20 protein-coding genes and 1 tRNA gene are annotated in these 23,729 nt (G+C 62.0%); 13 read left to right on the plus strand and 8 right to left on the minus strand.

Features of this window, described 5'->3' with window-relative positions:
- Positions 1-40 precede the first annotated feature (40 nt).
- From ACP8KU_RS10630 to ACP8KU_RS10640, 3 genes are all read left to right on the plus strand, one after another.
- Positions 41-928, plus strand: a complete 888-nt coding sequence (locus ACP8KU_RS10630) for a metallophosphoesterase (RefSeq protein ID WP_023016583.1) — start codon at positions 41-43, stop codon at positions 926-928.
- A 67-nt stretch (positions 929-995) separates the two neighbouring features.
- A tRNA-Pro gene (locus ACP8KU_RS10635) sits at positions 996-1,069 on the plus strand.
- Positions 1,070-1,607: 538 nt separating this feature from the next.
- Positions 1,608-1,811, plus strand: coding sequence for a hypothetical protein (locus ACP8KU_RS10640; RefSeq protein WP_023016582.1), 204 nt, complete (start codon positions 1,608-1,610; stop codon positions 1,809-1,811).
- A 533-nt stretch (positions 1,812-2,344) separates the two neighbouring features.
- On the opposite strand, the gene ACP8KU_RS10645 is transcribed toward ACP8KU_RS10640, so the two are convergent.
- Positions 2,345-3,709, minus strand: a complete 1,365-nt coding sequence (locus tag ACP8KU_RS10645; protein WP_484483727.1) for a CitMHS family transporter — start codon at positions 3,707-3,709, stop codon at positions 2,345-2,347.
- 352 nt (positions 3,710-4,061) lie between these two features.
- Complete coding sequence (locus ACP8KU_RS10650; RefSeq protein WP_484483728.1) at positions 4,062-5,525, minus strand: hypothetical protein; 1,464 nt, start codon at positions 5,523-5,525, stop codon at positions 4,062-4,064.
- An 84-nt stretch (positions 5,526-5,609) separates the two neighbouring features.
- Here ACP8KU_RS10650 and ACP8KU_RS10655 point away from each other — a divergent pair, with 84 nt between their 5' ends.
- Positions 5,610-6,164 (plus strand): hypothetical protein, encoded by a 555-nt coding sequence (locus ACP8KU_RS10655; protein ID WP_237791625.1) that lies wholly within the window; start codon positions 5,610-5,612, stop codon positions 6,162-6,164.
- 115 nt (positions 6,165-6,279) lie between these two features.
- Here the strand turns inward: ACP8KU_RS10655 and ACP8KU_RS10660 are convergent, their stop codons facing one another.
- Positions 6,280-7,830, minus strand: a complete 1,551-nt coding sequence (locus ACP8KU_RS10660) for a catalase (protein ID WP_484483729.1) — start codon at positions 7,828-7,830, stop codon at positions 6,280-6,282.
- Between the two features lie 183 nt (positions 7,831-8,013).
- On the opposite strand from ACP8KU_RS10660, the gene ACP8KU_RS10665 reads away from it, so the two are divergent.
- Both ACP8KU_RS10665 and ACP8KU_RS10670 read left to right on the plus strand, forming a co-directional pair.
- Positions 8,014-8,556, plus strand: coding sequence for an RNA polymerase sigma factor (locus ACP8KU_RS10665; RefSeq protein WP_005276476.1), 543 nt, complete (start codon positions 8,014-8,016; stop codon positions 8,554-8,556).
- 260 nt (positions 8,557-8,816) lie between these two features.
- The gene (locus tag ACP8KU_RS10670) at positions 8,817-10,175 is read left to right on the plus strand and encodes a YkvI family membrane protein (RefSeq protein ID WP_484483730.1); all 1,359 of its coding nucleotides are present in this window, start codon (positions 8,817-8,819) and stop codon (positions 10,173-10,175) included.
- A gap of 127 nt (positions 10,176-10,302) precedes the next feature.
- On the opposite strand, the gene ACP8KU_RS10675 is transcribed toward ACP8KU_RS10670, so the two are convergent.
- Together ACP8KU_RS10675 and ACP8KU_RS10680 are read right to left on the minus strand one after the other, a co-directional pair.
- Entirely contained in the window at positions 10,303-11,334 is a 1,032-nt protein-coding gene (locus ACP8KU_RS10675) for an aspartate-semialdehyde dehydrogenase (protein ID WP_284897001.1), read from the minus strand.
- A 25-nt stretch (positions 11,335-11,359) separates the two neighbouring features.
- Positions 11,360-12,625, minus strand: a complete 1,266-nt coding sequence (locus ACP8KU_RS10680) for an aspartate kinase (protein WP_023029986.1) — start codon at positions 12,623-12,625, stop codon at positions 11,360-11,362.
- A 240-nt stretch (positions 12,626-12,865) separates the two neighbouring features.
- Here ACP8KU_RS10680 and ACP8KU_RS10685 point away from each other — a divergent pair, with 240 nt between their 5' ends.
- On the plus strand, positions 12,866-13,708 hold the full coding sequence (locus tag ACP8KU_RS10685) for a DMT family transporter (protein ID WP_034653341.1): 843 nt from the start codon (positions 12,866-12,868) through the stop codon (positions 13,706-13,708).
- On the opposite strand, the gene ACP8KU_RS10690 is transcribed toward ACP8KU_RS10685, so the two are convergent.
- On the minus strand, positions 13,705-14,796 hold the full coding sequence (locus ACP8KU_RS10690; protein ID WP_484483731.1) for a hypothetical protein: 1,092 nt from the start codon (positions 14,794-14,796) through the stop codon (positions 13,705-13,707). The genes ACP8KU_RS10685 and ACP8KU_RS10690 overlap by 4 nt on opposite strands.
- Before the next feature lie 234 nt (positions 14,797-15,030).
- On the opposite strand from ACP8KU_RS10690, the gene leuA reads away from it, so the two are divergent.
- From leuA to ACP8KU_RS10720, 6 genes are all read left to right on the plus strand, one after another.
- Entirely contained in the window at positions 15,031-16,848 is a 1,818-nt protein-coding gene (leuA, locus tag ACP8KU_RS10695) for a 2-isopropylmalate synthase (protein ID WP_005280829.1), read from the plus strand.
- A gap of 34 nt (positions 16,849-16,882) precedes the next feature.
- Positions 16,883-17,665: a hypothetical protein gene (locus ACP8KU_RS10700; protein ID WP_484483732.1), complete on the plus strand. Its 783-nt coding sequence runs from the start codon at positions 16,883-16,885 to the stop codon at positions 17,663-17,665.
- 483 nt (positions 17,666-18,148) lie between these two features.
- On the plus strand, positions 18,149-19,249 hold the full coding sequence (locus ACP8KU_RS10705) for an exonuclease domain-containing protein (protein ID WP_369707508.1): 1,101 nt from the start codon (positions 18,149-18,151) through the stop codon (positions 19,247-19,249).
- A 27-nt stretch (positions 19,250-19,276) separates the two neighbouring features.
- Positions 19,277-20,554 (plus strand): Mur ligase family protein, encoded by a 1,278-nt coding sequence (locus ACP8KU_RS10710; RefSeq protein ID WP_005280819.1) that lies wholly within the window; start codon positions 19,277-19,279, stop codon positions 20,552-20,554.
- Positions 20,547-21,320: a type 1 glutamine amidotransferase gene (locus ACP8KU_RS10715; RefSeq protein ID WP_023016570.1), complete on the plus strand. Its 774-nt coding sequence runs from the start codon at positions 20,547-20,549 to the stop codon at positions 21,318-21,320. Before ACP8KU_RS10710 ends, ACP8KU_RS10715 begins: the two co-directional genes overlap by 8 nt.
- 124 nt (positions 21,321-21,444) lie before the next feature.
- Positions 21,445-22,527, plus strand: coding sequence for an HNH endonuclease signature motif containing protein (locus tag ACP8KU_RS10720; protein WP_484483733.1), 1,083 nt, complete (start codon positions 21,445-21,447; stop codon positions 22,525-22,527).
- A gap of 63 nt (positions 22,528-22,590) precedes the next feature.
- Here ACP8KU_RS10720 and recR read toward each other — a convergent pair whose 3' ends face one another.
- Positions 22,591-23,247, minus strand: coding sequence for a recombination mediator RecR (recR, locus tag ACP8KU_RS10725; RefSeq protein ID WP_484483734.1), 657 nt, complete (start codon positions 23,245-23,247; stop codon positions 22,591-22,593).
- Between the two features lie 72 nt (positions 23,248-23,319).
- Positions 23,320-23,688: a YbaB/EbfC family nucleoid-associated protein gene (locus tag ACP8KU_RS10730; protein WP_005276451.1), complete on the minus strand. Its 369-nt coding sequence runs from the start codon at positions 23,686-23,688 to the stop codon at positions 23,320-23,322.
- Between the last annotated feature and the right edge of the window lie 41 nt (positions 23,689-23,729).

Raw genomic sequence — 23,729 nt, forward strand, 5'->3', positions numbered from 1 at the left:
TTTCAATATACGTCCATTTAAGGCAGGTAGTGTAGAAGCTGTGAAACTTCAACGGATTCTTGGCGGCGTCGCCGCCGGCCTAGGTGTTGCTGCTTGGGGCTTTAGCGAGCTCAACAAATTCGAGCTCAAGGAATATACTCTTCCACTCCTGCCCAAGGGCACCCTGCGCGGCGAAGAAGAGTTCCGCCTGCTGCATATTTCTGACCTGCACATGATCCCGGGGCAACAGACCAAGATCGACTGGGTCTCCGCCCTCGATGCGCTGGATCCAGACCTCGTGGTCAATACCGGCGATAATCTTTCCGATAAACAGGCCGTGCCCGATACCCTGCGCGCGCTCGGCCCGCTTCTCGCCCGGCCCGGCGTCTTCGTATTTGGCACCAATGATTATTGGGCACCCCGCCCGGTCAATCCCTTCAAGTACCTGCTGGGCAAAAAGCGCGAGCCCTCCTACGTGGATCTTCCTTGGCGCGGCATGCGCGCGGCCTTCGTGGAGCACGGCTGGTACGACGGCAACCAGGCGCGCCGCGAGTTCAAGGTGGGCAATGTTCGCCTCGCCGTGGCCGGTGTGGACGATCCACACCACGACTTGGACGATTATTCCGAAATCGCCGGCCCGCCCCATGAGGATGCCGATCTCTCGCTCGCGCTCCTCCACGCCCCCGAGCCGCGCGTGCTCGAAAAATTCGCCGCCGATGGCTATCAGCTTTCCCTTTCCGGCCATACCCACGGCGGGCAGGTGTGCCTGCCTGGTTCGCGCGCCATCGTGACCAACTGCGGCATCGACCGCCCGCGCGCACAGGGCCTGCACGATTTCGGCCCGATGAAGATGCACGTCTCCAATGGCCTGGGCACCTCCAAATTCGCCCCTGTGCGTTTATTCTGCCGCCCCTCAGCCACCCTGCTGCGGATCACTGAGGTGGATTAGACCTGCCGTTTTGCCGATCTCATTCACCGTGCGTTAAAGTATCTCAGTACTGCTTTTAAGCAGTGACCGGGATATGGCGCAGGTTGGTAGCGCGCTTCGTTCGGGACGAAGAGGTCGCAGGTTCAAATCCTGTTATCCCGACAGTAGCCCGCAGGAAACTGCGGGCTTTTTCGAGTTAAATAGCAAAAAGTGTGTCTGGGTTTCAGCGCAAGCCTTGGCTAGCTTGTCTAAATAGGAGCTGAATAAACTGTTGTGGCTTATTCGGTCCTGCTGTTTGTTCAATCCACCGGAATGGCACCTGCATGTGGCATGCGGTGAGTTTGTTGAATTTTCCGATGCCCACTAACCGACCACGATACCCCATTTGTGCAGGACAGATGAAGAAATAACACAACATTCAAAGGTAGGGCGAGCATAACATTGGCTTCTGCGTTCACCGACCTTGATACCCAGACCTGATGAATGTAGGGACGGGATAAGATCACCCCCTGTTTGGGGTTCCTTTCTTTCGATATTCTAGACACCCGAGCCAGAGCCACAAGCTCAGAGCGCACACAGCCTCAAGCAAGTGCACCGCTGTCACACTTTATGAGAAAATGGACAGCAGCCCGACGGAGACAACCAACGGGAAACCCAACCGGATTTAAACTGGACGGGTTGAACACAGAAAGGACGCAGCATGAGCAACACGCTTCACAAGAACGCGGCTGATTGCGGGAAGATGCTGGCATTTTCGGACTCTGCAGGTCGCGTAACCCACGTTGCGAAAGAAGACATGAACCAAGATATCGAGCTTCTTTACTCGAACCCCGATGCCCTTCGCGTATTCCGAGATAGCTTGGAAGATTACACAGACGGCCGATTTGTGGATTTTGAACTCTAACTGACCAGCAAGAAGAAATGCCACGCTTCAAGATCCAGTTTGCCCTATCCGCCGCAGAAGACCTTAAGAAAGCGCTAGCCAAGTATCCCGACAAGAGGAAAAAGGTCAAGAAAGCAATTGGGTTCTTGGAAGACCCAGGCCCTTCATACCCAAGCCTTAACACGCATACCATGAAGGGTAAGACGGCCAATAATGGTGAGACCATCTATATCTCTTATGTAGAGAATCACACTCCCCAAGCATGGAGGATTTACTGGTGCTACTGGGGACCTGACAATATTAGAGTTCTGTACGTTGGCCCCCATGAATGAAGCATAACCACCGACAAAATCTTCAAACCCACCTTCGTCTGTGAAGGCGGGTTTCTTCTTCAGGCTGAAGTCTCCTAGGTTTTATTCCGTTTGAGTAGATGACAAAATCTGGAACACTTCAAACTGCGTTTCCCAACGGAACCGACTACGGAAACCGATGGTGCAGGTGGGCGGGTGGTTTCGCAAAAGACCCTTCGCCTTGGATTCCAGGGCCACCGTTTCTTAGGCCAGCATTCCGGTAAAGAATGCGATGGCAACGAGGAAGATGGAAAATACCCATGCGATGGGGAAGGCTATCTTGAGGTACTTGCCCATCTGGCCGTCCGCCAGTCCCAACGCCAACCACAGCGCCGGCGAAAATGGGGAGACGAAGGTTCCGACCACGTTGCCGATGATAAGTGCGCTCGCAGCGCCCATACCGCTGACGCCGAAGGACTCCACCGTACCCTGGACAATGGGCAGTACCGAGAAGTAATACGCATCCGTGGAGGTCAACAGATCCAGCGGAACCCCAAAGAATCCCACGATGACGTGCAGGTACGGCGCCACGCTTTCCGGCAGGATATTCACCAGGCTCAGCGCGATTTCTTCTAGCATCTTGGTCTCATTGAGCACGCCCAAGAACATCGCGGCCGCGATGATCACTCCGGCCATGGACAAGGCGTTGGGGGCGTGACGCCGCAAGGCGTCGCCCTGCTCCATCGCGCCGTCGAAGTTGACCACCAGGGCAATGGTGGTGGCAATGAGGAACGCGGGCGCCGGTGGCAGCAAGCCCGAAAGCAGGGCGGCAAGCACGGCCAAGGCGACGACGATATTCGCGATGGTCACCCACCGGGATTTCCGGTACCTGAATCCAAGTTTCTGCTGTTCTTCGGCTTGCTTGGCGGAAAAATCATCCGCCAAGGAATTCACGTCCACTGAAATGGCGCCCTTAATCTCGCCGCTTTCCTGCAGCTTGGCCAAGCGGCGCTTTTCGCGCCACCCCAATAGGGCTGCAATGGCGAAGATGAGGACCACCGCCACGCCCTGGATGGGCAATAAGTGCAGCCAGATATCGTTGGGGTCTTGCTCAACCACCGCACCGGCGCGCCCCAGCGGCCCGCCCCACGGGACCATATTCATCACCGAGGCGGCCAGGGCCACGATGGTAATGAGGACATAGCGCGACATGTGCAGCGCCCGGTACAGCGGCAGCAATGCGGGAATCGTAATAAGGAAGGTCGTGGAACCCGATCCATCGAGGTGCGCCACGATGCCGATCGCTGCCGTACCTATGGTCACGGCCATGACATTGCCGCGTGTCGCCTTGATAAGGCTGCGGATTACAGGGGTAAAAAGGCCCACATCCTGCAGGATGCCGAAGAAGATAATGGCGAAGATGAACATCACCACGACGTTGATGACAGAGCTTAAGCCTTCGCCAAAGAAATCCGCGATATCTTCTATGCCGAAACCGGCTATCACAGCGCCGATGACGGGTACCAAGGTCATGGGAATGATGGGATTAACGCGGCCGCGGATGAGGATGCCCACCGTTACAAAGATGATGGCCAGTCCCATCAGGGTCAGCCCGAGGGAGGTCTGCATTGCGCTCCTTTAAATGTCACTGGCGCCCGTATGGCGCACGCCATTAGCCAAAAGACGTATGGCTAATGTTAAACATTACTGTGTGGTAGCGCACATTCCTGCCGGTGGGCGCATAAAACAACCCTCACCCACCGTGGATATATAGCTTTGGGTAAAAACGGGAAACGACGCGGCGCCCCTACAGCACCGCGTCGTCCCTATTCCCTATCACTCACAACGGCGCAAGCCGCTCGCCTACCCCCTAAGTAGGCGGTGTGAGCACTAGTAAGAATAACACTTATCGTATTCCAGCCATAGCGCTGGCAAATATTGCCAGCTTTATACAAGCTTTTGTCTATTTAAGTATAAATTTTCATACTTTAGCGCCGGATTTTTGAATCTTTTTGACAGGAACGAGCCATTTCACTGCACTCAGGCCCACCAGAGTGATAGCGCCCAAGACGCCAAGGCCCGTCCACAGCACCACGGCCTCCCCATCGTTGCCAGCCACGGTCACGGCGGCCGTCGTCCAGTTCAGCGGCAAAAGGTTGGCCACTACCTGCCATACCTTGTCCACCCCGGCGATGGCCGCGGATTTCCACAGCCAGCCCACCAACGCGGTCTGTCCAATGCCAAAGAGCGCAGCGAGGATGGACCCCACGGTCATGCCGCACAGTTCGAGCAGGCCGCGCACGATAAGCGCGGAGGACAGGGCACCCAGGAAGAGCGCCCCGCCGGCGGCCACGGCGGCGATGGGGGTAAGGCCGATGGATAGGACGTAAAGCAGGATCTCCCCGATGGCCACCGCTGCCAGCGAGCCGCCGAGGACCATCAACCACGGGCGGAATCCCAGTTTCCACGCCACCCCGGCGGCGGATCCGGCCAGCAGGACGAGCGCGGAAATGAGCAAGGCGATGACCGGGCTCAGCTGGCGCGCATCCTCCTCCGCGGCCACGTGTGCGGGCGGCAGCGCACGCTGCACCTCACCCAGGTTCGATTGGTTTTGTTCTGCCATGCCGGTGAGCTTGCCGGCGCCATCGTCAAGCTTGCCCACCCCATCGAGTGCCTCATCCACGCGGCTATTAAGCTCCACGATGGACTGGTTGAGCTGCTGCGCGCCAGCCACGGCCTGGTTGATGCCATCGTGGTAGGCATAGCCATTTACCGCCAGCTGATTGGACAGATCGCGCGAGCCATCCTTGAGCTTCTTCAACTCCCCGGTCAGGGATTCATCGAGGCGGAAATTTTCCACCTGCTTGCGCAGATCCCCCAGTTGCGAGCGCACTTGCTTCGCTTCCTTGGAATCATTTCCCTCCAAATCGCGCACCGTGCCATCGATGGCCTCCAGGATTTGGCCTTGGACGGCTCCCAGGCCCACGACCTGGTCGACGGCCCCGCCAACGGTATTGGCCAGCTCCGTCGCCCCTCCGCCGAGGGTATTCGTCCCCGACTGCAGCTGGTTCAGCCCCGCCACCAGCTCTTGCGAACCGCCAGCGAGCTTTTCGACGCCCTCTCCTAGCTCGCCCGCGCCCTTATCCAACTCGCTGGTGCCTTTGTTCAATCGGTCCGCGCCGGATTTCAAGATGCTGGCCTGCGCTTGGGCGCGGCTGGCTGCCTCGGCAGCTTCCTTGAGCTCTGGCGATGCCGAATTCGCCTGCGGTGCGCCATAAGGCTGCGCGGCGCTCGACCACGCGTGCGCCGGTTCCCACTGCGACCAGGTCGCCACTGCGGTACCAACGATAAGCGGCACGGCGAGCAATACGAGCAATAAGAGCGTGCGCCACCGCGAGGAACTCGCGGACGCAGTAGACGCGGTCGAGGCAAGGCTTTTGGTCATGCTAGTAACCTATCGCTGCAGGTCATTCCCTTTCTGCAGGCGCGCCGATCCCCGCGCATAACAAAGAGAATCTACTATTAAGACATGCCTATCCCCCGAAAATCCGTTCTCTCCCGCACGCTAGCCTGCGTGGCCGCGTTTCCGCTGAGCATGGCACTGGTGTCCTGCGCCGATGATGCCGATAACTCCGCCAGCCCTAGCGAGCCCCAATTTTCCGATGCCGTGGCGCAGTCCAGCTCCAGCGCTACGAGCTCCGCGGAGCCAACGACGGCTACTACATCCGATGCCCCAGCAACCTCGCCCGCACAGACGCACGCGCAGCAGCCCACCCCGCAAGAGGTCACGGTCACCACTACTGCCAAGCAAGCAAAGGGCGATTGCTCACCAGCATCCTTTGCTCCCCTAGCCCCCGATATGAGCAATATTGTGGTGCTCGATTGCGATGGCACTTGGGCACACTTTGGTCAAAACCAAACAGATTGGCTCGTATGGGCCCACTTTGTCGATGGCGCATGGACGGTCATCCGCCCAATTGGCCAAGCCACCTCGGGGATGAGCGAGCCGTGCTATGACGTGGATAAATGGCTTAACCAGGGCGCGCCTCAATTCGTTGCAGACGATATGCGCCGCTGCAACTAGTCCAGCGTAAAAAATCACAAAAGCCGCCTCCGACCAACTGCCCCAGTTCACAGCAGATAGTCGAAGGCGGCCTGTGTCTTATGCCTCTAAGAAGCAGTACAACCGCAGCGGCGGGCTACTTCTTTTCAGCGAAGACCTCGCGCACGCGCTGACCCAAGTCCGGGTGGACGTTGGTCCAGTACTGGTACACGCGCTCTTCGGTTTCTTCGGAGACGCCGGCCATCGCGTTGGTGATATTGGTGACCAGGCGCTCCTTGGCGGCGTCGTCGTAGACGTTTTCGTACAGGTCGCGGGCCTGCACAAAGTCATCGTCTTCCGCGTGGCGCACGTACGGCGCGCGGACCAAGTCCTGGCCGTGGGGATCCGGGTTCACATAGAAGTCTGCCGCAGTGGTGGTCTCGAGGTCCTCGCGGTTGTTTACGGAGGCATCGTCAAGCACGCCCGCACCCTTTGCATGGCGGTTGGGCGAGTACACCGGATCCTCTGGAGCATTGTAGAAATACTGCATGGGGCCCTCGTGCTCGTAGGTATTGACCTTCTCCGCATTGCGCGGCTGGTTGACCGGCAGCTGCTTGTAGTTCGGCCCGATGCGGTAGCGCTGCTGGTCAGCATAGGCAAAGACACGAGCCTGGAGCATCTTATCCGGGGACAGGCCAACGCCCGGCACGATATTGGAGGGATCGAGTGCAACCTGCTCAATCTGGGCAAAGAAGTTGCGCGGGTTGCGGTTGAGCTCAAAGTAGCCCACATCGTGCAGCGGGTAGTCCTTCTTGGACCAGACCTTGGTCAGATCGAAGGGGTTGAAGCGGTAGTCTTCAGCCTCAGCAAGCGGCATGATCTGCACCTTGACGTCCCAGATGGGGTAGTTGCCCTCTTCGATGGCGTTGTAGAGGTCCGCGCGGTGGCTATCCGGGTTCTTACCGGCTTCCACGGTGGCCTCTTCATCGGTGAAGTTCTCTACGCCCTGGCGGGAGATGAAGTGGTACTTGACCCAGAAGGCCTCGCCGTCTTCGTTGACCCATTGGAAGGTGTGGGAACCGTAGCCATTTTGGTGGCGGGTGGTCTTCGGGGTGCCGCGGTCACCCATCAGGTAGGTCACCTGGTGAGCGGATTCCGGGTTGCGGGTCCAGAAATCCCACTGCATATCGGCATCGCGCAGGCCGTTGGAGCCCAGGCGCTTTTGAGAGTGGATGAAGTCCGGGAACTTCATGCCATCGCGCAGGAAGAATACCGGGGTGTTATTGCCCACGATGTCGAAGTTGCCGTCTTCGGTGTAGAAGCGGAGGGCAAAGCCGTGCACGTCGCGCCAGGTATCCGGGGAGCCCTGCTCGCCGGCGACGGTGGAAAAACGGCCCATCATTGGGGTGACGGTGCCCTTTTGGAAGACCTTGGCCTTGGTGTAGGCGGACACATCTTCGGTGATGTGCAGCTCACCGAAGGCGCCGTGGCCCTTGGCATGCGGGGTACGCTCAGGCACGCGCTCGCGGTTGAAGTGGGCGAGCTTTTCAATGAGGTGAATATCGTTGAGCGCAACCGGGCCCTGGGGGCCGGCGGTCACGGACGTGTTCTCGGACGGCACGGGCTGGCCGGACGGACGGGTCGTGATGCCCTTACCTGCGGGACGCTGTCCCTTGTTCAGGATGTCATCAGCAGTGGAATCAGTCATGGTATGTCTTTGCCTCCTGGCAATCAGTCGATAATTTGGGGTCAATTATCAATCACGGACAACCCATAGTTTACTACGTTTAACGGCGCCGCGCTACTTTGCGCGCGCATGTGTTGCTTGCCCGTGCCCCAGCCACCGCAACCTTGGATAAGAAATCCAGGAGCTACTGGTAGATTCATTCAGGTGACCCACCACTCCGCAGCAGACGACGCCCGCGTCACCGAGCTCGCCCTCCGGGCTGGGCGCGGCGACCGAGCAGCGCTTACGGAGTTCATCAAGGCCACCCAGGATGATGTCTGGCGCCTGCTCGCCCACCTGGGCGGCCCCGAAATCGCCGACGATCTCACCCAGGAGACCTACCTGCGCGTCATCGGCGCCTTGCCGCGCTTTGCCGCCCGCTCTTCCGCGCGCACGTGGCTGCTCTCGCTGGCCCGGCGCGTGTGGGTGGATAATATCCGCCACGATATGGCCCGGCCCCGCAAATCCGCCACGCAATACGAGGACGCCATGAGCTCCGCCGCGGAAAATTCCGGTTCCTGGAGCGATTGGATCGATGCCCGTGCGCTTATCGATGCCCTGCCAGCCGACCGCCGCGAAGCCCTCATCCTCACCCAGGTGCTGGGCTATACCTATGAGGAAGCGGCCAAGATTGCCGGGGTGCGCGTTGGCACCATCCGCTCCCGCGTGGCGCGCGCCCGCAAGGACCTCATTGAGGGCGCAAATTAATACCCCCGAATGTTCGACCACCTAGACGCATACTTTCGCCGCAATACTTATCAAAGTGCAGGTACTTAGGGCAGCGCAGCGGGCGCATGCGGCCTGAGGTCGGGGTAGAAAAATGCTAAAGTGACGCGATTTCAGCTGTGAAGTCACGGCTGAAATGTGATTCTATTAGATACACACACGTGATAAATCGACCGTCGATCCGGGCCCGCGCGTTCCCAAAGCCAGGCCCGGCGAGTGTGAGTAAGAGAGTTTCTCCCCTCATGATTAAACGCGCAATCGGAATTTCCATGGCGTTTATTGGCGTCGTGGTGGGCGCAGGCTTTGCCTCGGGCCAAGAAGCCATGCAGTACTTCGTAGCTTTCGGTGAATGGGGCCTGTGGGGCATCGCCCTCGCCGCCGCCCTCATGATGGTCACCGGCGTGTCCATCCTGCAGCTGGGCTCCTATTTCCAGGCGGTGGAACACACCGCTGTCTACAACAAGATCGCTTCACCAGTCACCGCCAAGATCTTGGACTGGTCCACGCTGATTACGCTGTTTTCCATCGGTTTCGTCATGTTCGCCGGTGGTGGCTCCAATATCAACCAGCAATTCCCCAGCATCCCCGTGTGGGTCGGCGGCACCGTCATGCTGATCCTCGTGCTGCTGGTGGGCCTTATGGATGTGGACCGCGTCACCCGCGTCATCGGTACCATCACCCCGTTCATCATCGTCTTCGTGGTACTGGCCACCGGCTACACCATCCTTACGGCTGATGTGGACTTTGCATCCCTAAACACCTGGGCCATCGATAATGTCAATACCTCGCTGCCTAACTGGTGGCTTTCTGCCCTGAACTACACCGGCCTGAACGTCATGACGGCCGTATCCATGTCCATCGTCATCGGCGGTAACTTCCTGGATAACCGCGCCGTGGGCATCGGCGGCCTCATCGGTGGTTTCCTTTACCTCATCTTGCTGGCCCTGCTCGTCTTCGCCCTCTTCTTCGAGGCCAAGGACGTCAACGGCGAGGACATGCCGGTGCTGAAGCTGATTACGGGCATCCACCCAGTTCTCGGCATCTTGATGACCTTCGTTATCTACGGCATGGTCTTTAACACTGCCATCGGTATGTTCTACGCGCTGGGCAAGCGCCTGACCCGCAATAACCCACAGCGCTTCTACCCCGTATACGCCGCATCCTGCATCATCGGCTTCATCCTGTCCTTCATCGGCTTCCAGTCCCTGGTCAGCAACGTCTACCCCATCCTGGGTTACCTCGGCCTACTGATGATTTTCGTGATGGTTTATAACCGCATTAAAAACCGCGGCATGCTTGCCGATGAATCCGATCGCCGCATGCGTGCCCACGATCTCGTCGCCCGCAAGCTCGACCCTCGCGAGCGCTTTACCAAGAAGAATGAGCGCGAGCTGCGCATGCTAGCCGCGGCCTCCAATATGCACACGCAAGAATTCATCGATCACCTCGCCGAGGATATCCACGAGGAGCTCGAAGAGGACGATGAACTCGACTACGACCGTTCAGAGCCCGCACCTTCCGTCACCTACGTCCAGCACACGAAGCCGGAAGTACCTTCCGTCGACAGCGACTTGGACTTTGGCAAGAAAGACGAAGACTAAGGTTTAAGCGCCACTAAATACAATTCGGCTCCTCCTTCCCGCGGTGGGAAGCGAGGAGCCGATTTTTCATATTGCAAAGCGCCGGGCAAGGCTTCGCAGCTCTGCCCGGCGCGGTGGTACCTTGCGGCTATACCAACAGTTCTGCGATCTGAATGGTATTAAGCGCAGCTCCCTTGCGCAGGTTATCGCCGGAGACGACGAGCACGAGGCCCTTATTGTCATCTACGGTCTGATCCTGGCGGATGCGCCCGACCAAGGAATCGTCCTTGCCGGCGGCAGCGAGGGGGGTGGGGACATCGGCAAGCGTCACGCCTGGGGCATCGCTCAGAAGCTCGGTGGCCTGCTCCGGGGTGATGGGCTTGTCGAACTCCGCGTGGATGGTCAGGGTGTGGCCGGTAAAGACGGGGATGCGCACACAGGTGCCGGCGACCTTGAGGTCCGGCAGGCCGAGAATCTTGCGGGATTCGTTGCGCAGCTTCTGCTCTTCGTTGGTCTCGTTGCTGCCGTCATCGACGAGGTTGCCGGCAAAGGGCAGGGCGTTATAAGCGATGGGCGCAACGAAAGGCCCCAGGTCCTCATCATCGAGGCCGGAACCATCGTGGACCAGGTTCACGTTGTGATCGCCCACGCTGTAGACCTGCGCGGCCAGTGTCTGCACGCCGGCCAGGCCGGAGCCGGATACCGCCTGGTAGGACGATACGTGCAGCTTATTGAGGCCGGCGGCATCGTGCAGCACCTTCAGCACTGGCATGGCGGCCATGGTGGTGCAGTTCGGATTGGCGATAATGCCCTTCGGCGGGTTCTTCGCCTCCTCGGGGTTTACCTCCGATACCACGAGCGGGACCTCTGGGTCCTTGCGGTAGGCCGAAGAATTATCCACCACGGTAGCGCCCGCGGCGGCGAAGACCGGGGCCCACTTCTCAGAGGTGGACCCGCCCGCGGAAAATACCGCGATATCGACATCGGCCACGGACTCTTCGGTGACCTCGGCCAAGTCCTCCACTTCGATCTGCTCGCCGCGGAATTCCAGCTCGGTTCCTGCGGAGCGGGCGGAGGCGAAAAAGCGCACCTTATCCGCCGGGAAATTGCGTTCTTCCAAAATGGAGCGCATCACGCGGCCGACCTGGCCGGTGGCACCGACGACTGCAACGGTAGTCATTGTCTTCCCCTTGATTTGTTCTGGTTTAGCGTCCGGTTCCAGCATAGACGGTGGCTTCTTCCTCGCCGCCGAGCTGGAATTTATCGTGTAGGGCGCGCGCCGCCTTTTCTAGGTCCGCCTCGCGCGTCAGCATGGAGATGCGGATTTCGGAGGTGGAAATAAGCTCCATATTCACTCCCACATCGCGCAGGGCCTCGGTAAAGTCCGCCGTCACGCCTGGGTGGGACTTCATGCCGGCGCCGACGAGGGAGACCTTGCCCACCTGGTCATCGTAAAGCACATTGGACCAGCCGCCCTCGGACTGCAGCTTGCTCAATAGCTCCATCGCGCGGGGGCCATCGGCGCGCGGGCAGGTGAAGGTGATGTCGGTGGTGCCGTCCTCCAAGGAGGAGACGTTTTGCAGCACCATGTCGATATTGATCTCCGCATCGGCGATGACGCGGAAAAGCTTCGCGGCCTCGCCCGGGCGATCTGGGATGCCCAGCACGGTTACCTTCGCCTCGGATTTATCAGTTGCTACACCAGTAAGTACTGCTTCTTCCACGGGGATATCCTCCATCGAGCCGGTCACCAACGTGCCGGGGTCATTTGAATAAGACGAGCGAACTCGCAACGGAACATTGAAAGCGCGGGCGTATTCCACGCTGCGCAGGACCAGAATCTTGGATCCTACGGCGGCCATTTCCAGCATCTCTTCAAAAGAGAGCTTTTCTAGCTTTTGCGCATCCGGAACAATGCGCGGATCGGCGGTATAGACACCATCGACATCGGAGTAGATTTCGCACACATCCGCCTTCAGCGCCGCGGCCAGGGCGACCGCGGTGGTATCGGACCCGCCGCGGCCCAGGGTGGTCACATCGCGCGAGTCCTTATTCACACCCTGGAATCCGGCGACGATGCAGATCTGTCCCTCCTCTAGGGCCTCGGTCAGGCGGCCGGGGGTGACGTCAACGATGCGCGCATTGCCGTGGCGCTCGGTCGTCAGCACGCCCGCCTGGGAGCCGGTAAAGGACTGGGCCTTCGCACCCAGGGACTCCACCGCCATGGCCACGAGCGCATTGGAGATGCGCTCGCCCGCGGTAAGGAGCATATCCATTTCGCGCTGCGGGGGAACGGGATTGACTTGCGCTGCAAGGTCGAGAAGCTCATCGGTGGTATCCCCCATAGCGGAGCACACCACGACGACATCATTGCCCTGCTTTTTAGTGGCCACAATCCGCTCCGCTACCGCGCGGATGCGATCTGCGGATTCGAGGGAGGAGCCGCCGTATTTTTGAACGATCAGGGCCACGGTGTGGTTGCCACCTTTCGTTTTAAAAGGCACTCCTGGGCGCAGGCGCGCCGCAGAAATACCTGTCGGACACTAGTCAAATTCCTATGCTACCCCGCAAGGCGCTACACCTCATCATAATTCCGAAACAATACTTTTATTTTATTCACACCCACCCCCGTGCGTGCGCGAGGCGGCGGGGCGGGGGCGGCATCGATAAGCAAAATGCATCTCCGTCACTTTTTTACTAGCGTTGAGCGGGTGTTAAGCAACTTCCTGGCCGTATTCTTCGCGCTCGCCTCCGCGCTTACGGTTGCTTGGGGCACGGTCGTTCGCCACCGCATCGCCCTTGAAGCAGACGATTCAGTCATGCGCTCCGCCATGACCAACCCACTGTGGTGGGTCGGCACCGGCGCGGCCATCCTCGCCTACGGCCTCCAGGTCGTCGCCCTGGGCTTTGGTACCTTGCTGGTGGTCCAGCCCATTTTGGTGCTCTCGCTCATGTTTACCCTGCCGCTTTCGGCCTGGTATGCCAAGCGCCCCATGCCCGTACACGAAACCTTTTGGTCCATTGCGCTCACGGTGGCGGTCGGCGTGATGGTGGTCTACGGCCGCCCCGTTGCCGGCAATCCCCGGCCCGAGTGGAGCCAGTGGTGGCCCGCGCTGCTATTGGGCCTGGCCACCCTGGTCGCGTTGGGCGTGGCCGGCCATAAATTCCGCGAGCAGCGCCCGCTTGCCCTGGGCACTGCCTGCGGCGTCATCTATGGCTTCGTCGCGCTGCTCTCTAAGGCCGTGGTGGACATCTTCACCCACGAGGGCTTGAGCGTCTTGGTGGGCAGCTGGCAGTTCTACGGCCTCATCGGCCTCGCCCTGACCGGCACCGTCGTGCAGCAATACTCCTTTAACGCCGGCCCGCTGGCGCAGTCGCTGCCGGCCATGACCATCTTCGAGCCCATCGTCGCCTTCGGCTTGGGCTATATGGTCTTGGGCGAGAAATTCCTCATCGATTCCACCGCCGGCTGGCTCGTCATGATGGCCGCGCTCGGCGTCATGATCGCCGCGACCATCATTTTGTCGCGCAACCCGGTCAGCCAGCGCAGCTAGATGGCCCACTCGAATACGGCCAGCATATAGGCCGAAAACCAGGCGCCGAAGAGCACCCAGGCGCCCACGCTTGCCGATGCCCCCTTCTTGCCCACCCACGGCACCAAAACCACCGCTGCGGGCAGTAAGAGGCGGGGACGGGAGTGCATGATGCCATCGGAAAGCAGCACATTAGCCATCAGCACCGCGGCAAACAGCCAGGCAGGAAGCGGCAGGCGCCCCCAGGCCAGCAGCAGGCAAATGGGGGCGGCGATGATCACCGCGGCACTGAGGAGATACCCGCCATTCGTGGCGCTAGACAGCGTCTCCGCCACCCAGGACACCGTCGCCCGGCCGCCGTCGAAACCGGAATTCCAGTGCTTTTCCTGCAGGCCAAAATACCCGCCGGCGCCGGATAAATGGCGATTCGCCCACAAGATATAGCCGGCTAGGGGCAACGCCGATACCGCCACGCTCAGCCAAGCCCACCAGGTGCGCCGCGCCTTAAAGAGCACCATGATCGCGAAGACCACAATGAGATCCACCGCGGTCAGACGGACGAAGGCGGCAAGAAAAGTCAGCACCCCGGCCGCAATCCAGCGCTGGTCATGCAGCATCACCACGGCCCAGATCGCGAGCGCACCGAAGAGCGCCTCCGTATAGGGCATAGCAAAAACGATGCTCATCGGCGCGCTGGTGACCACCGTCGCGCCGAGCACCTGTCCGCGCGCTCCCAGCCCCATATGCCTGGCCAGCGCCATAACGCCCGCCGCTAAGGCGATGGTGAAAAAGAGGTTGAGGACCATCGCCGTGCCCGCAATATCCGTACCCAGCAGGTTGCTGACTGCGCGCACCACCAGCGGAAAGCCAGGAAAGAATGCGAGGGTCGTTTCATCCGCCGGGGCATAACCCGCCCGGGCGATGCCCACGTAGTAGTTGGCGTCCCATTTATTCAGCAGCCCCCACAGGGAATCGCCCTGCGCCGCGGCCATCGCCGCGAGCACGCTGAGGCGAATCGCCGTGCCTACAACCGCCACGAGCGCAGCATAAAACCAGCAGCGCAGCGTGGACGTCACCGTGGGGCGGCGGGTGGTAGGAGCGGTAGGCACACCAGCATGGTACGCCACGGGCCCGCGCGTCCCGCTGAATGAAATATGTTGCCACGCAGTGAGATTCTCTGTAGTGTGACCGGTATGACATTGCGGAACGACCTACTCCTTATCTGCCGCGGCGGGATTTCGGCCTAAACCTACGGCCAGCGCCCCGTCGCGGAGTCTGGCAATCCTTAGCCCAGCTGGCCGTCGCACTTCCCGACACCAAACACATTAAGGACACCGCACACCATGTCTCCCAACGATTCTTTTATCAGCGCACCCCGCGAAATCACCACCCCTGCAGGCCCTCCCCGCGAGGGACAACCCGCCTGGAATAAGCAGCGCGGCTCCTCCATGCCGTTCGAGCGCTACCAGCCCTTCGCCGTAGAGGTCGAGGACATCGACCTGCCGGACCGCACGTGGCCGGGCAAGAAGATCACCCACGCCCCGCAGTGGTGCGCCGTAGACCTGCGCGATGGCAACCAAGCGCTGATCGATCCCATGAGCCCCGAGCGCAAGCACCGCATGTTCGACCTGCTGGTGCAGATGGGCTACAAGGAAATCGAGGTGGGCTTCCCGTCCGCCTCCCAGACGGACTTCAACTTCGTCCGCGAAATCATCGAGGGCGATAAGATTCCAGAAGATGTCACCATCCAGGTCCTCGTCCAGGCCCGCGAGCACCTGATCCGCCGCACCTTCGAGGCCTGCGCCGGCGCCAAGAACGTCATCGTGCACTTTTATAACTCCACCTCGAAGCTGCAGCGCCGCGTGGTCTTCCGCAAGGACAAGCCGGCCATCAAGAAGCTGGCTACCGATGCCGCCGAGCTCATCAAATCCATCGCCGCCGACTACCCCGATACCAACTGGCGCTGGGAGTACTCCCCTGAGTCCTTTACCGGCACCGAGCTGGATTTCGCCCGCGAGGTCTGCGATGACGTGGTCGCCATCATGGATCCGAGCCCCGAGAACCCGATGATCATCAATCTGCCGTCCACGGTGGAGATGATTTCGCCGAATGTCTACGCCGATTCCATCGAGTGGATGGACCGCAACCTGGCCCGGCGCGATTCCATCTTGATTTCGCTGCACCCCCACAATGACCGCGGCGAGGGCGTTGCCGCCGCCGAGCTGGGCTATATGGCCGGCGCCGACCGCATCGAGGGTTGCCTGTTTGGCAATGGCGAGCGCACCGGCAACGTGGACCTGGTGACCTTGGGCCTGAACATGCTCACCCAGGGCGTTGACCCCCAGATCGACTTCACCGATCTGCCCAAGATCCGCGAGACCGTGGAGTATTGCAACCAGCTGCGCGTTCCCGAGCGCCACCCCTACGGCGGTGAACTGGTCTTTACCGCGTTCTCTGGCTCGCACCAGGATGCCATCAATAAGGGCCTGGACGCGCTGGCCGCAACGGTGCGCCCGGAGGCCAATTCCACCGACGTCAGCTGGGAAGAGCTGCGCGATGCCATCTGGGAGGTTCCTTACCTGCCCATCGACCCGAAGGACGTGGGCCGCGATTACCAGGCCGTTATCCGCGTCAACTCCCAGTCCGGCAAGGGCGGCGTCGCCTACATCATGAAGACCGACCACGGCATCAACATGCCGCGCGCCATGCAGGCGGAGTTTTCCACCGTCGTGCAGGAAATCACCGATACCGAAGGCGGCGAGGTCAATTCCAAGAATATGTGGGACATCTTCGCCACCGAATTCCTGGACCGCACCACCCCGCTGCAGCTGGAATCGTTTGAGATCGACAATATTTCCGCCGAAGATACCGATGCCACCGTCACCGCCACCGTGACCTACAACGGCAAGGAATCCGAGGTCACCGGCACCGGCAACGGCCCCATCGCCGCCTACGCCAATGCGCTGGAGTCCTTGGGCATCGACTTCGATGTCATCGATTACTCCCAGCAATCGCGCTCGGCCGGCGATGATGCCGAGGCCGCCTGCTACATTGCCGCGGACGTCAACCAGAACAAGGTCTGGGGCGCGGGCATCGCCGGTTCCACGACCCGCGCCTCCATCAACGCGATTACCTCCGCAGTAAACCGCGCGTTGGCCTAACGCGGGCGCGGCCGGGCATGGTAGAAGATCGACTATGCCTTCTTCTACCTACCTCATCCCCCACCGCGGCCTCGGCGCGGTGCAGGCCTTGCCCATTCACGGCGCATCGGTGAAGGGCACGGAGGAATTTACCGTCACCCTGGCTCCCAGCCAGGAGGGTGGTTTAAGCGTGGAAACCCAAGAACAGATAGGCACCATTAGCGCCGCGGACCGCGCGGAATACCCCGAGATCGACCTGCTTTTTCGCGCCGGTCTCACCCCGGCCGCCACGGCCCAGCCGCATGCCGATGGCCACGTCACCCTCCTGCTTCCCCGCCCCGGGCTCTGCCTGCCAGCGAATAATCCGCCCGGCGGCCCCTATACGATGCTGGGTTACGCCCCGCCCATCGATATCACCGATCTCCCCACGGATCTCGACATCCCGGCCCAGGCCCGGATGCACGTGCTGGTCAACCTCGTGCCCTCCGCCAACACCGTCGACGTCTTCTTCGGCCCTAAATTCCTCACCACACTGTCCCCGGGTCCCTCGCTGCCCCCGCTTGCCGATGCCCCCATCCTCGCCCACGCCTACCACGCCCCGCGCGGCAACGATCGTGTGCTGAGCATCTACGCCGGCGACCCGTTGCCCGCCTCCAACGAGGACTCGGTGGCCGTGGCCACCCCGACCACGCAGGCGGCGACCGAGACCTTCGAAACCAGCAGCTTCCGCGCCGTCACCGCCACCCCGGAGCCCACGCTCCACATCGGGTGGTGGGTCACGGCCATAGCCCTAGTCGCCGTCGTGGCGCTGGTGACCGTATTCATCGTCGCGGTTTAGTGTCCACTAAACCGGATTAGGCAACGAAAAGGCCCGGCGCGCCCTGTCCCGCCACAGGAATTCCGGGATACTAGACTTAGGTTGATGAATAACACACCTGGCCCCTCCCCACGGTCGCCGCAGGCTCCCTCGCCGGCGACCATGGCGTCCCAGCATGCGGCTAGGACCCACGCCCAGGCGTCCCCTCACTCCGCAGCCGAATCCGCCGACCAGCCGGAGTCCCCGACTGCCGCGCAGCAGCGCAAGCCGGGCCCCAACTCCCAAAGCGAATCCAGCACCAGCGCCCCCAGCAACACAGGTACGGCCGAACCGGGCCCGCGCAGGCCCCGGCCCCGTCCACGCCGCGCCGTCCGCCCCTCCGGCGGTCCTGCAACGCCGAAAACCCCAGCCGACCCCGCCACCTCGTCTGCCCCGACCGAATCAACCGGATCAACCTCCGCATCCAGCGCGGACAAGACCGAGACCGTCACCAAGCACCCCTACGTGGCCCTCACACTGCAGACCACGGGCATCCACCCCTCGACCGGGCGCATAGTCACCATCGATGCGGTGGCCTTCGATAATGCCGGCGATATTGGCCAGCGCTTCCACGCCGTGCTCAAGCCGGATATCGACGCCGGCCCGCACCACCTCCACGGGCTCACCGTCGCGGATATCGAGCAGGCGCCCGCCTTCAGCAGGATTCTTAAATCGCTGGATAAGCTTATCGATGGCCGCACCCTCGTCGTCCACGATATCCCCTATACCTGGGGCTTTATCGTCGCCGAGGCCCGCCGCGCCATGATGACCGCCGCCCGCCAAAATCGCGCGCGCAACCGCGGTCGCAACAAGGGCAAGCGACGCCGCCAAAAGGTGGGCCACATGCCCGCCCCCGTGCGCATCATCGATACCTTGGCCACCTCGTATGCGCAAGGCGTGCGGTCGAATGATGTGCGGCTGAGGGGCGTCGCTAAGCAGAATGGCCTGGCTGCCGATCCGAAGGCAACGGTGGAACGCGCCCGGCGCCCGGAGCAGGAAACCTCGCGCGAGGAGACGGAGCTGCTCATCCAGCTCTACCAGCACCAACAACGCGGCCCGGTGCGCAGCTATGCCCCAGACGATGTCCGCGCCGACCGCTTTGGCCTGCAGCGCTCGCACGTGCGCGTTGATGCCGCCGAGGCCCCCGTGCAGCACCACAACCCCGGCAAATACGAGCCCGGCAAGGAACTGCGCCGCGGCATGGAAATCGTCGTGGCCCCCGAAATCCTGGAGGACCCGGATACGATTATTTCCGCCCTCATGCGCGAGGAGCTGAACTATTCGGAAAAGCTCACCCGCGAGGCATCGCTTGTCGTGTGCAACGTCACCACGGATCTCGTGGGCAAGGCCATGCACGCCCAGCGCAAGGGCATCCCGCTGATGTCTGATGCCGCGTTTCTCGATGCCCTCACCCGCATCGAAGACCCCACCACTGCGCGGCGCCAGCCCCCGCAAAAAAGCGGTGGAAATAACCAGAGCAAGAGCCAGAAGCGGCGGCGCAGGCGCGGCGGGCGCGGCCGGGGGCGGCGAAATTCTGGCGGCTCGGCGCCCAAGAACAACGCCTAGGCCGCTTCCCCGACTACCCTAGGGGGCATGAGTTTTTCAGTCCCGGGTGCCTTGAAGAAGTTGCGCACCACCGCCGCGACATCCGCCGCGAAGCTGGCCACCACCGCTTCCCGCGCCACCGGCCGGGGCGCCGGCGGAATGATCGGCGGCCTTATCGCCAATGCCATTGATCCCTCCATCATGACCAACCTGGGCGGCGGGCGCCCGGCCGTGCTGGTCACCGGCACCAACGGCAAGTCCACCACCACCCGCATGCTCGCCGCCGCGGTCCGCGCCGAGCACCAGGTCGCCACCAACGACGGCGGCGATAACATGGACGCCGGCATCATCTCCGCGCTCATGGCGGGCAAGGACGCCTCGCACCTCGTCCTCGAGGTCGACGAGCTGCACGTGCCGCACGTTGCCGATAACCTCAACCCGCAGGCGCTCGTCCTGCTCAACCTCACCCGCGATCAGCTCGACCGTGTCGGCGAGATCAACAAGATCGAACGCGCCCTCCGCGGCGCCGTGGAGGCCCACCCGGACATGCTGGTCATAGCCAATTGCGATGACGTGCTCATGACCTCGGTGGCCTATGATGCCAAGAACGTCATTTGGGTCTCCGCCGGCGCCGGCTGGCTCGGCGATTCCGTCACCTGCCCGCGCACCGGCGGCCACGTCGTGCGCACCGAGGATGACTGGTACGCAGTAAAGCCGCTTGCCGATGGCCGCGAGTTCCGCCGCCCGCAGCCGACATGGGGCATCGACAAGCATGGCGTCATTACCCCCACCGCAAAGCGCCCGCTGAACCTGGCGCTGCCGGGCCGCGCCAATCGCGGTAACGCCGCGCAAGCCATCGCTGCGGCCGTCGAGGGCTTTGGCGTGGACTTGGATCGCGCTATTGCCGCGGCCGAAAGCATCGATGACGTCGCCGGCCGGTATTCCACCATCCACTGGAAGGGCCGCGAGATTCGCCTGCTGCTGGCCAAGAACCCCGCCGGCTGGCAAGAGGCCCTGTCCATGGTGGACCGCAGCGCCGATGGGCTGGTCATCGCCACCAACGGGCAGGTTGCCGATGGCATCGACATGTCCTGGCTCTGGGACGTAAAATTCGAGGGCTTTAACGGTCTCAGCGTCAAGGCCGCCGGCGAGCGCGGCACCGACCTTGCCGTCCGCCTCGTCTACGCGGATATCACCCACGAGCTCATCCCGGACCCCATGGATGCGCTCGCCGCCTGCCCCGAGGGCCGCATCGAGGTCCTTGCCAATTACACCGCCTTCCGCGATCTGAAAAAGGCCCTGTCCAAGGAGGCTAATAATGCTTAATATCGGCCTAGTGCTTCCCGATGTCCTCGGCACCTACGGCGATGACGGCAACACCCTCGTGCTGCGCCAACGCGCCCGCATGCGCGGCCTCGACGCCGAGATTCACCCCATCCGGCTGGGCGAACCCGTGCCCGAGACGCTGGATATTTATACCATCGGCGGCGGCGAAGACACCGCGCAGATTCTAGCCGCAGAACACCTCATTGCCGATGGCGGCCTGACCCGCGCCGCCACGTCCGGCCGCCCCATCTTGGCCATTTGCGCCGGCTTGCAGGTCCTGGGCGAGTCCTTCCGCGCCTCCGGACGCATTATCGACGGCGTCGGGCTTATCGATGCCACCACCGCCGGCATGCAAGACCGCGCCATCGGCGAGGTTTCTTCCGCCCCTACCGGCGCCGGCGTGACCGCAGATCTCACCGAGCCGCTCACCGGCTTCGAAAATCACTTGGGCGCGACCATCCTCGGCCCGTCCGCCCAACCGCTGGGAACCCTCACCCGCGGTAACGGCAACGCCGACCGGGCCGCCACCGAAGATCTTGCCGATGGCTCCACCCAGCGCACCTACGAAGGCGCCGTGCAGGGCAGCGTCATCGCCACCTATATGCACGGCCCCGCCTTGGCCCGCAACCCGCAGCTCGCCGATCTGCTTCTCGCCCAGGCTATGGGCGTCTCGCTCGCGGATCTCGATCCGCTGGACATCCCCGCGGTCGACCGCCTGCGCACCGAGCGCTTCAACGCCGCCGAGCCGCCGCGCTCCCAGCGCTAAACCTGTGGATAACTTCGCCAATTCTCGGCCCTCACGACCCAAAAGGGCCGATTTGAGCCAAGTTATCCACAGGCCGGGCTCGGCCGCCTTGTAGCTCCCAGTCCCCAACCCTAGGCTGCGGGGTATGACGTTATTGGAGCAGCTGGGGGACATCGCCAAGCGCGGCGTAGACCTGATTGAAGAGGCCTACGCTGCCGCTGACCTGCCCCTGCCTGCGGACCAAGCGCGCGAGCTGCGCCGCACCGCCGAGGCTTTCCTCGCTCCCACCAGCCACTCGCGCTATCAACGCCGCGCCCTAGCCGCCGCGCGCCGCAACCAGCACAGCCTGGACACGCTCGCGCTCATCGCGTGCCGCTCCCGGCGGGTGAAGAATCCCACCGAGCGCTGGCGCTTCCGCGAAACGCTGTGCGCCACCGCCGGGACCACCGCCGAAGTGTCCCGCGCCGCCACCCGCCTGCTACGCGACATCGCCCCGCCGCCCGAGCGCGAAGACGGCGGGCGCCGCATCCTGCACGGCGAGAAAACCACGCTGAGCTTTACCGGCCCCGCCGCCGAAATGGCCGATATCTGGGCCACCGCGAAGGGCGATCCCCTCGCCTGGCTCACCGGTTCCCGCGCCGTCGCGCCGGCCAGCGTGACCACCAATGTCATCATCGAGCTGCCGGATTACCTGAAGATCATGCGCGGCGAGGGCTCCGAAGTCCGCCTCGCCATGACCAACGGCGCCACCATCACCGGCGCCGACCTTATCCGCCGCACGCTCGCCGGCGCCGGGCTTTTCACCCTCATCCACCCCGAGGAAGGCCCCGTCAACCTCTACCGCGCCCGCCACGCCTCCGCCAAGCAGCGCCGCATGCTCGAGGCCGAAGGCGCGCGCTGCGCCTGGCCCTCTTGCAGGCGCCCCGCCGCCGAATGCCAAGCCCACCACATCTTCGAATATGCCCGCGGTGGCCACACCCATCCGGCGAATATGTGCCTCTTGTGCCCGTACCACAATTCCATCAACGGCCTTCCGGGGCGCGGGCGGATGGCGCGCGTCAACGGGCGCATCGCCTGGCTGCCGCCGCATCCGCGCCACGCGGGCCGACCAGCCCACCCGCCGGGTTCCGCTGCACCGTCACATTCGGCTTCGCCGCCTGAGCCGAATGCGCCTCCCCCAGTCTTCACCGGCCGGGCGCCACGCGGGCCAACCACCGACGTGCCCTAAACCCCAAGAAACTGAGCAGCCCGGCCTAATCCCGAACGGCACCGCGATCCGTGCCGCGGACTCCTAAATGGTCAAGCGCCCCGAAAGCGCACGGGACAAAGTGAGCTCGTCCACGAACTCCAAATCGCCTCCGAGCGGCATGCCGGAGGCCAATCTGGTGATCTTTAAATCGGGAAAGTCCCGCAATAACCGCACCAGGTACGCCGCGGTGGCCTCGCCCTCCGTATTTGGGTCGGTGGCGAGGATGACTTCGCGGATGGTGGGGGTGTCGTCGTAAAGCGGGGCCTCTGGCGTGGAATCCGCCAATTCCCTATCCGGCAGCACCCCGCCCAAGCGCTGGAGGAGCGTGGAAATATTCAAATCCTTCGGCCCAACATTAGCCAGCGGGTCCAGCGCACCGCCAAGCACATGGTAGCGCCCCTTGTACTCACCCGTACGCTCGATAACCTGGATGTCCTTCGGCTCCTCCACGACGCAAATGGTCGAGGCGTCGCGCTGCGAATTGATGCAAATCCGGCACACATCCTCGCGCGAAATATTGCAACAGATGCGGCAGAAAGTAACGCCGTCGCGCACGCCGCCTAAGGCATTTTGCAGGCGCTCGATATCCTCCGGTTCCATGTGCAACACATGAAACGCGATACGCTGCGCCGACTTCGGGCCGATGCCCGGCAGGCGCGAAAACTCATCAATGAGGTCCTGCAGAGGTCCTTCAAACACCACAACTCCCAAAATTACGTCAAGGCCGCGGCCCCACTATCGGGACAACGGCCTTTTTAGAATATCGCCCAGCTAGAAATTGCCGCCGAACATGTCATCCATCGACGGTCCGCCCTGGCCGCCCATGCCCTGCGAGAGGGGACCAATCTTTTCCTGTGCCAGCTTGCCCGCAGCGGCGTGGGCATCCTTAAACGCGCCCATCACCAGGTCCTGCAGCGTATCGATGTCCTCCGGGTCAACCACGGACTTATCAATCTGCAGGTCTACCAGCTCGGCGCCACCGGTCATGGTCACCTTAACCAGACCATTGCCCGCGCTGCCCTCAACGTTGGTGGCCAGGATTTCTTCCTGCGCCTTCTGCAGCTCGGCCTGCACCTGCGCGGCCTGCGCGATGAGGTCATTCATGTCGTTGGGTTGTGGGGTGGAATCTTGTTCAGCCATAGCTTTCGTCCTTTCTCAATAGCTTTGCTACCGCCCGAGTC

The sequence above is a fragment of the Corynebacterium sp. LaCa_282 genome (assembly GCF_057198125.1).

Bases quoted from the DNA above. Each gene is read 5' to 3' on its own strand.
- ACP8KU_RS10640 (WP_023016582.1), top strand. From the start codon at position 1,608: ATGAGCAACACGCTTCACAAGAACGCGGCTGATTGCGGGAAGATGCTG.
- ACP8KU_RS10645 (WP_484483727.1), bottom strand. From the start codon at position 3,709: ATGCAGACCTCCCTCGGGCTGACCCTGATGGGACTGGCCATCATCTTT.
- ACP8KU_RS10650 (WP_484483728.1), bottom strand. From the start codon at position 5,525: ATGACCAAAAGCCTTGCCTCGACCGCGTCTACTGCGTCCGCGAGTTCC.
- ACP8KU_RS10655 (WP_237791625.1), top strand. From the start codon at position 5,610: ATGCCTATCCCCCGAAAATCCGTTCTCTCCCGCACGCTAGCCTGCGTG.
- ACP8KU_RS10660 (WP_484483729.1), bottom strand. From the start codon at position 7,830: ATGACTGATTCCACTGCTGATGACATCCTGAACAAGGGACAGCGTCCC.
- ACP8KU_RS10670 (WP_484483730.1), top strand. From the start codon at position 8,817: ATGATTAAACGCGCAATCGGAATTTCCATGGCGTTTATTGGCGTCGTG.
- ACP8KU_RS10675 (WP_284897001.1), bottom strand. From the start codon at position 11,334: ATGACTACCGTTGCAGTCGTCGGTGCCACCGGCCAGGTCGGCCGCGTG.
- leuA (WP_005280829.1), top strand. From the start codon at position 15,031: ATGTCTCCCAACGATTCTTTTATCAGCGCACCCCGCGAAATCACCACC.
- ACP8KU_RS10700 (WP_484483732.1), top strand. From the start codon at position 16,883: ATGCCTTCTTCTACCTACCTCATCCCCCACCGCGGCCTCGGCGCGGTG.
- ACP8KU_RS10710 (WP_005280819.1), top strand. From the start codon at position 19,277: ATGAGTTTTTCAGTCCCGGGTGCCTTGAAGAAGTTGCGCACCACCGCC.
- ACP8KU_RS10715 (WP_023016570.1), top strand. From the start codon at position 20,547: ATGCTTAATATCGGCCTAGTGCTTCCCGATGTCCTCGGCACCTACGGC.
- ACP8KU_RS10720 (WP_484483733.1), top strand. From the start codon at position 21,445: ATGACGTTATTGGAGCAGCTGGGGGACATCGCCAAGCGCGGCGTAGAC.
- ACP8KU_RS10730 (WP_005276451.1), bottom strand. From the start codon at position 23,688: ATGGCTGAACAAGATTCCACCCCACAACCCAACGACATGAATGACCTC.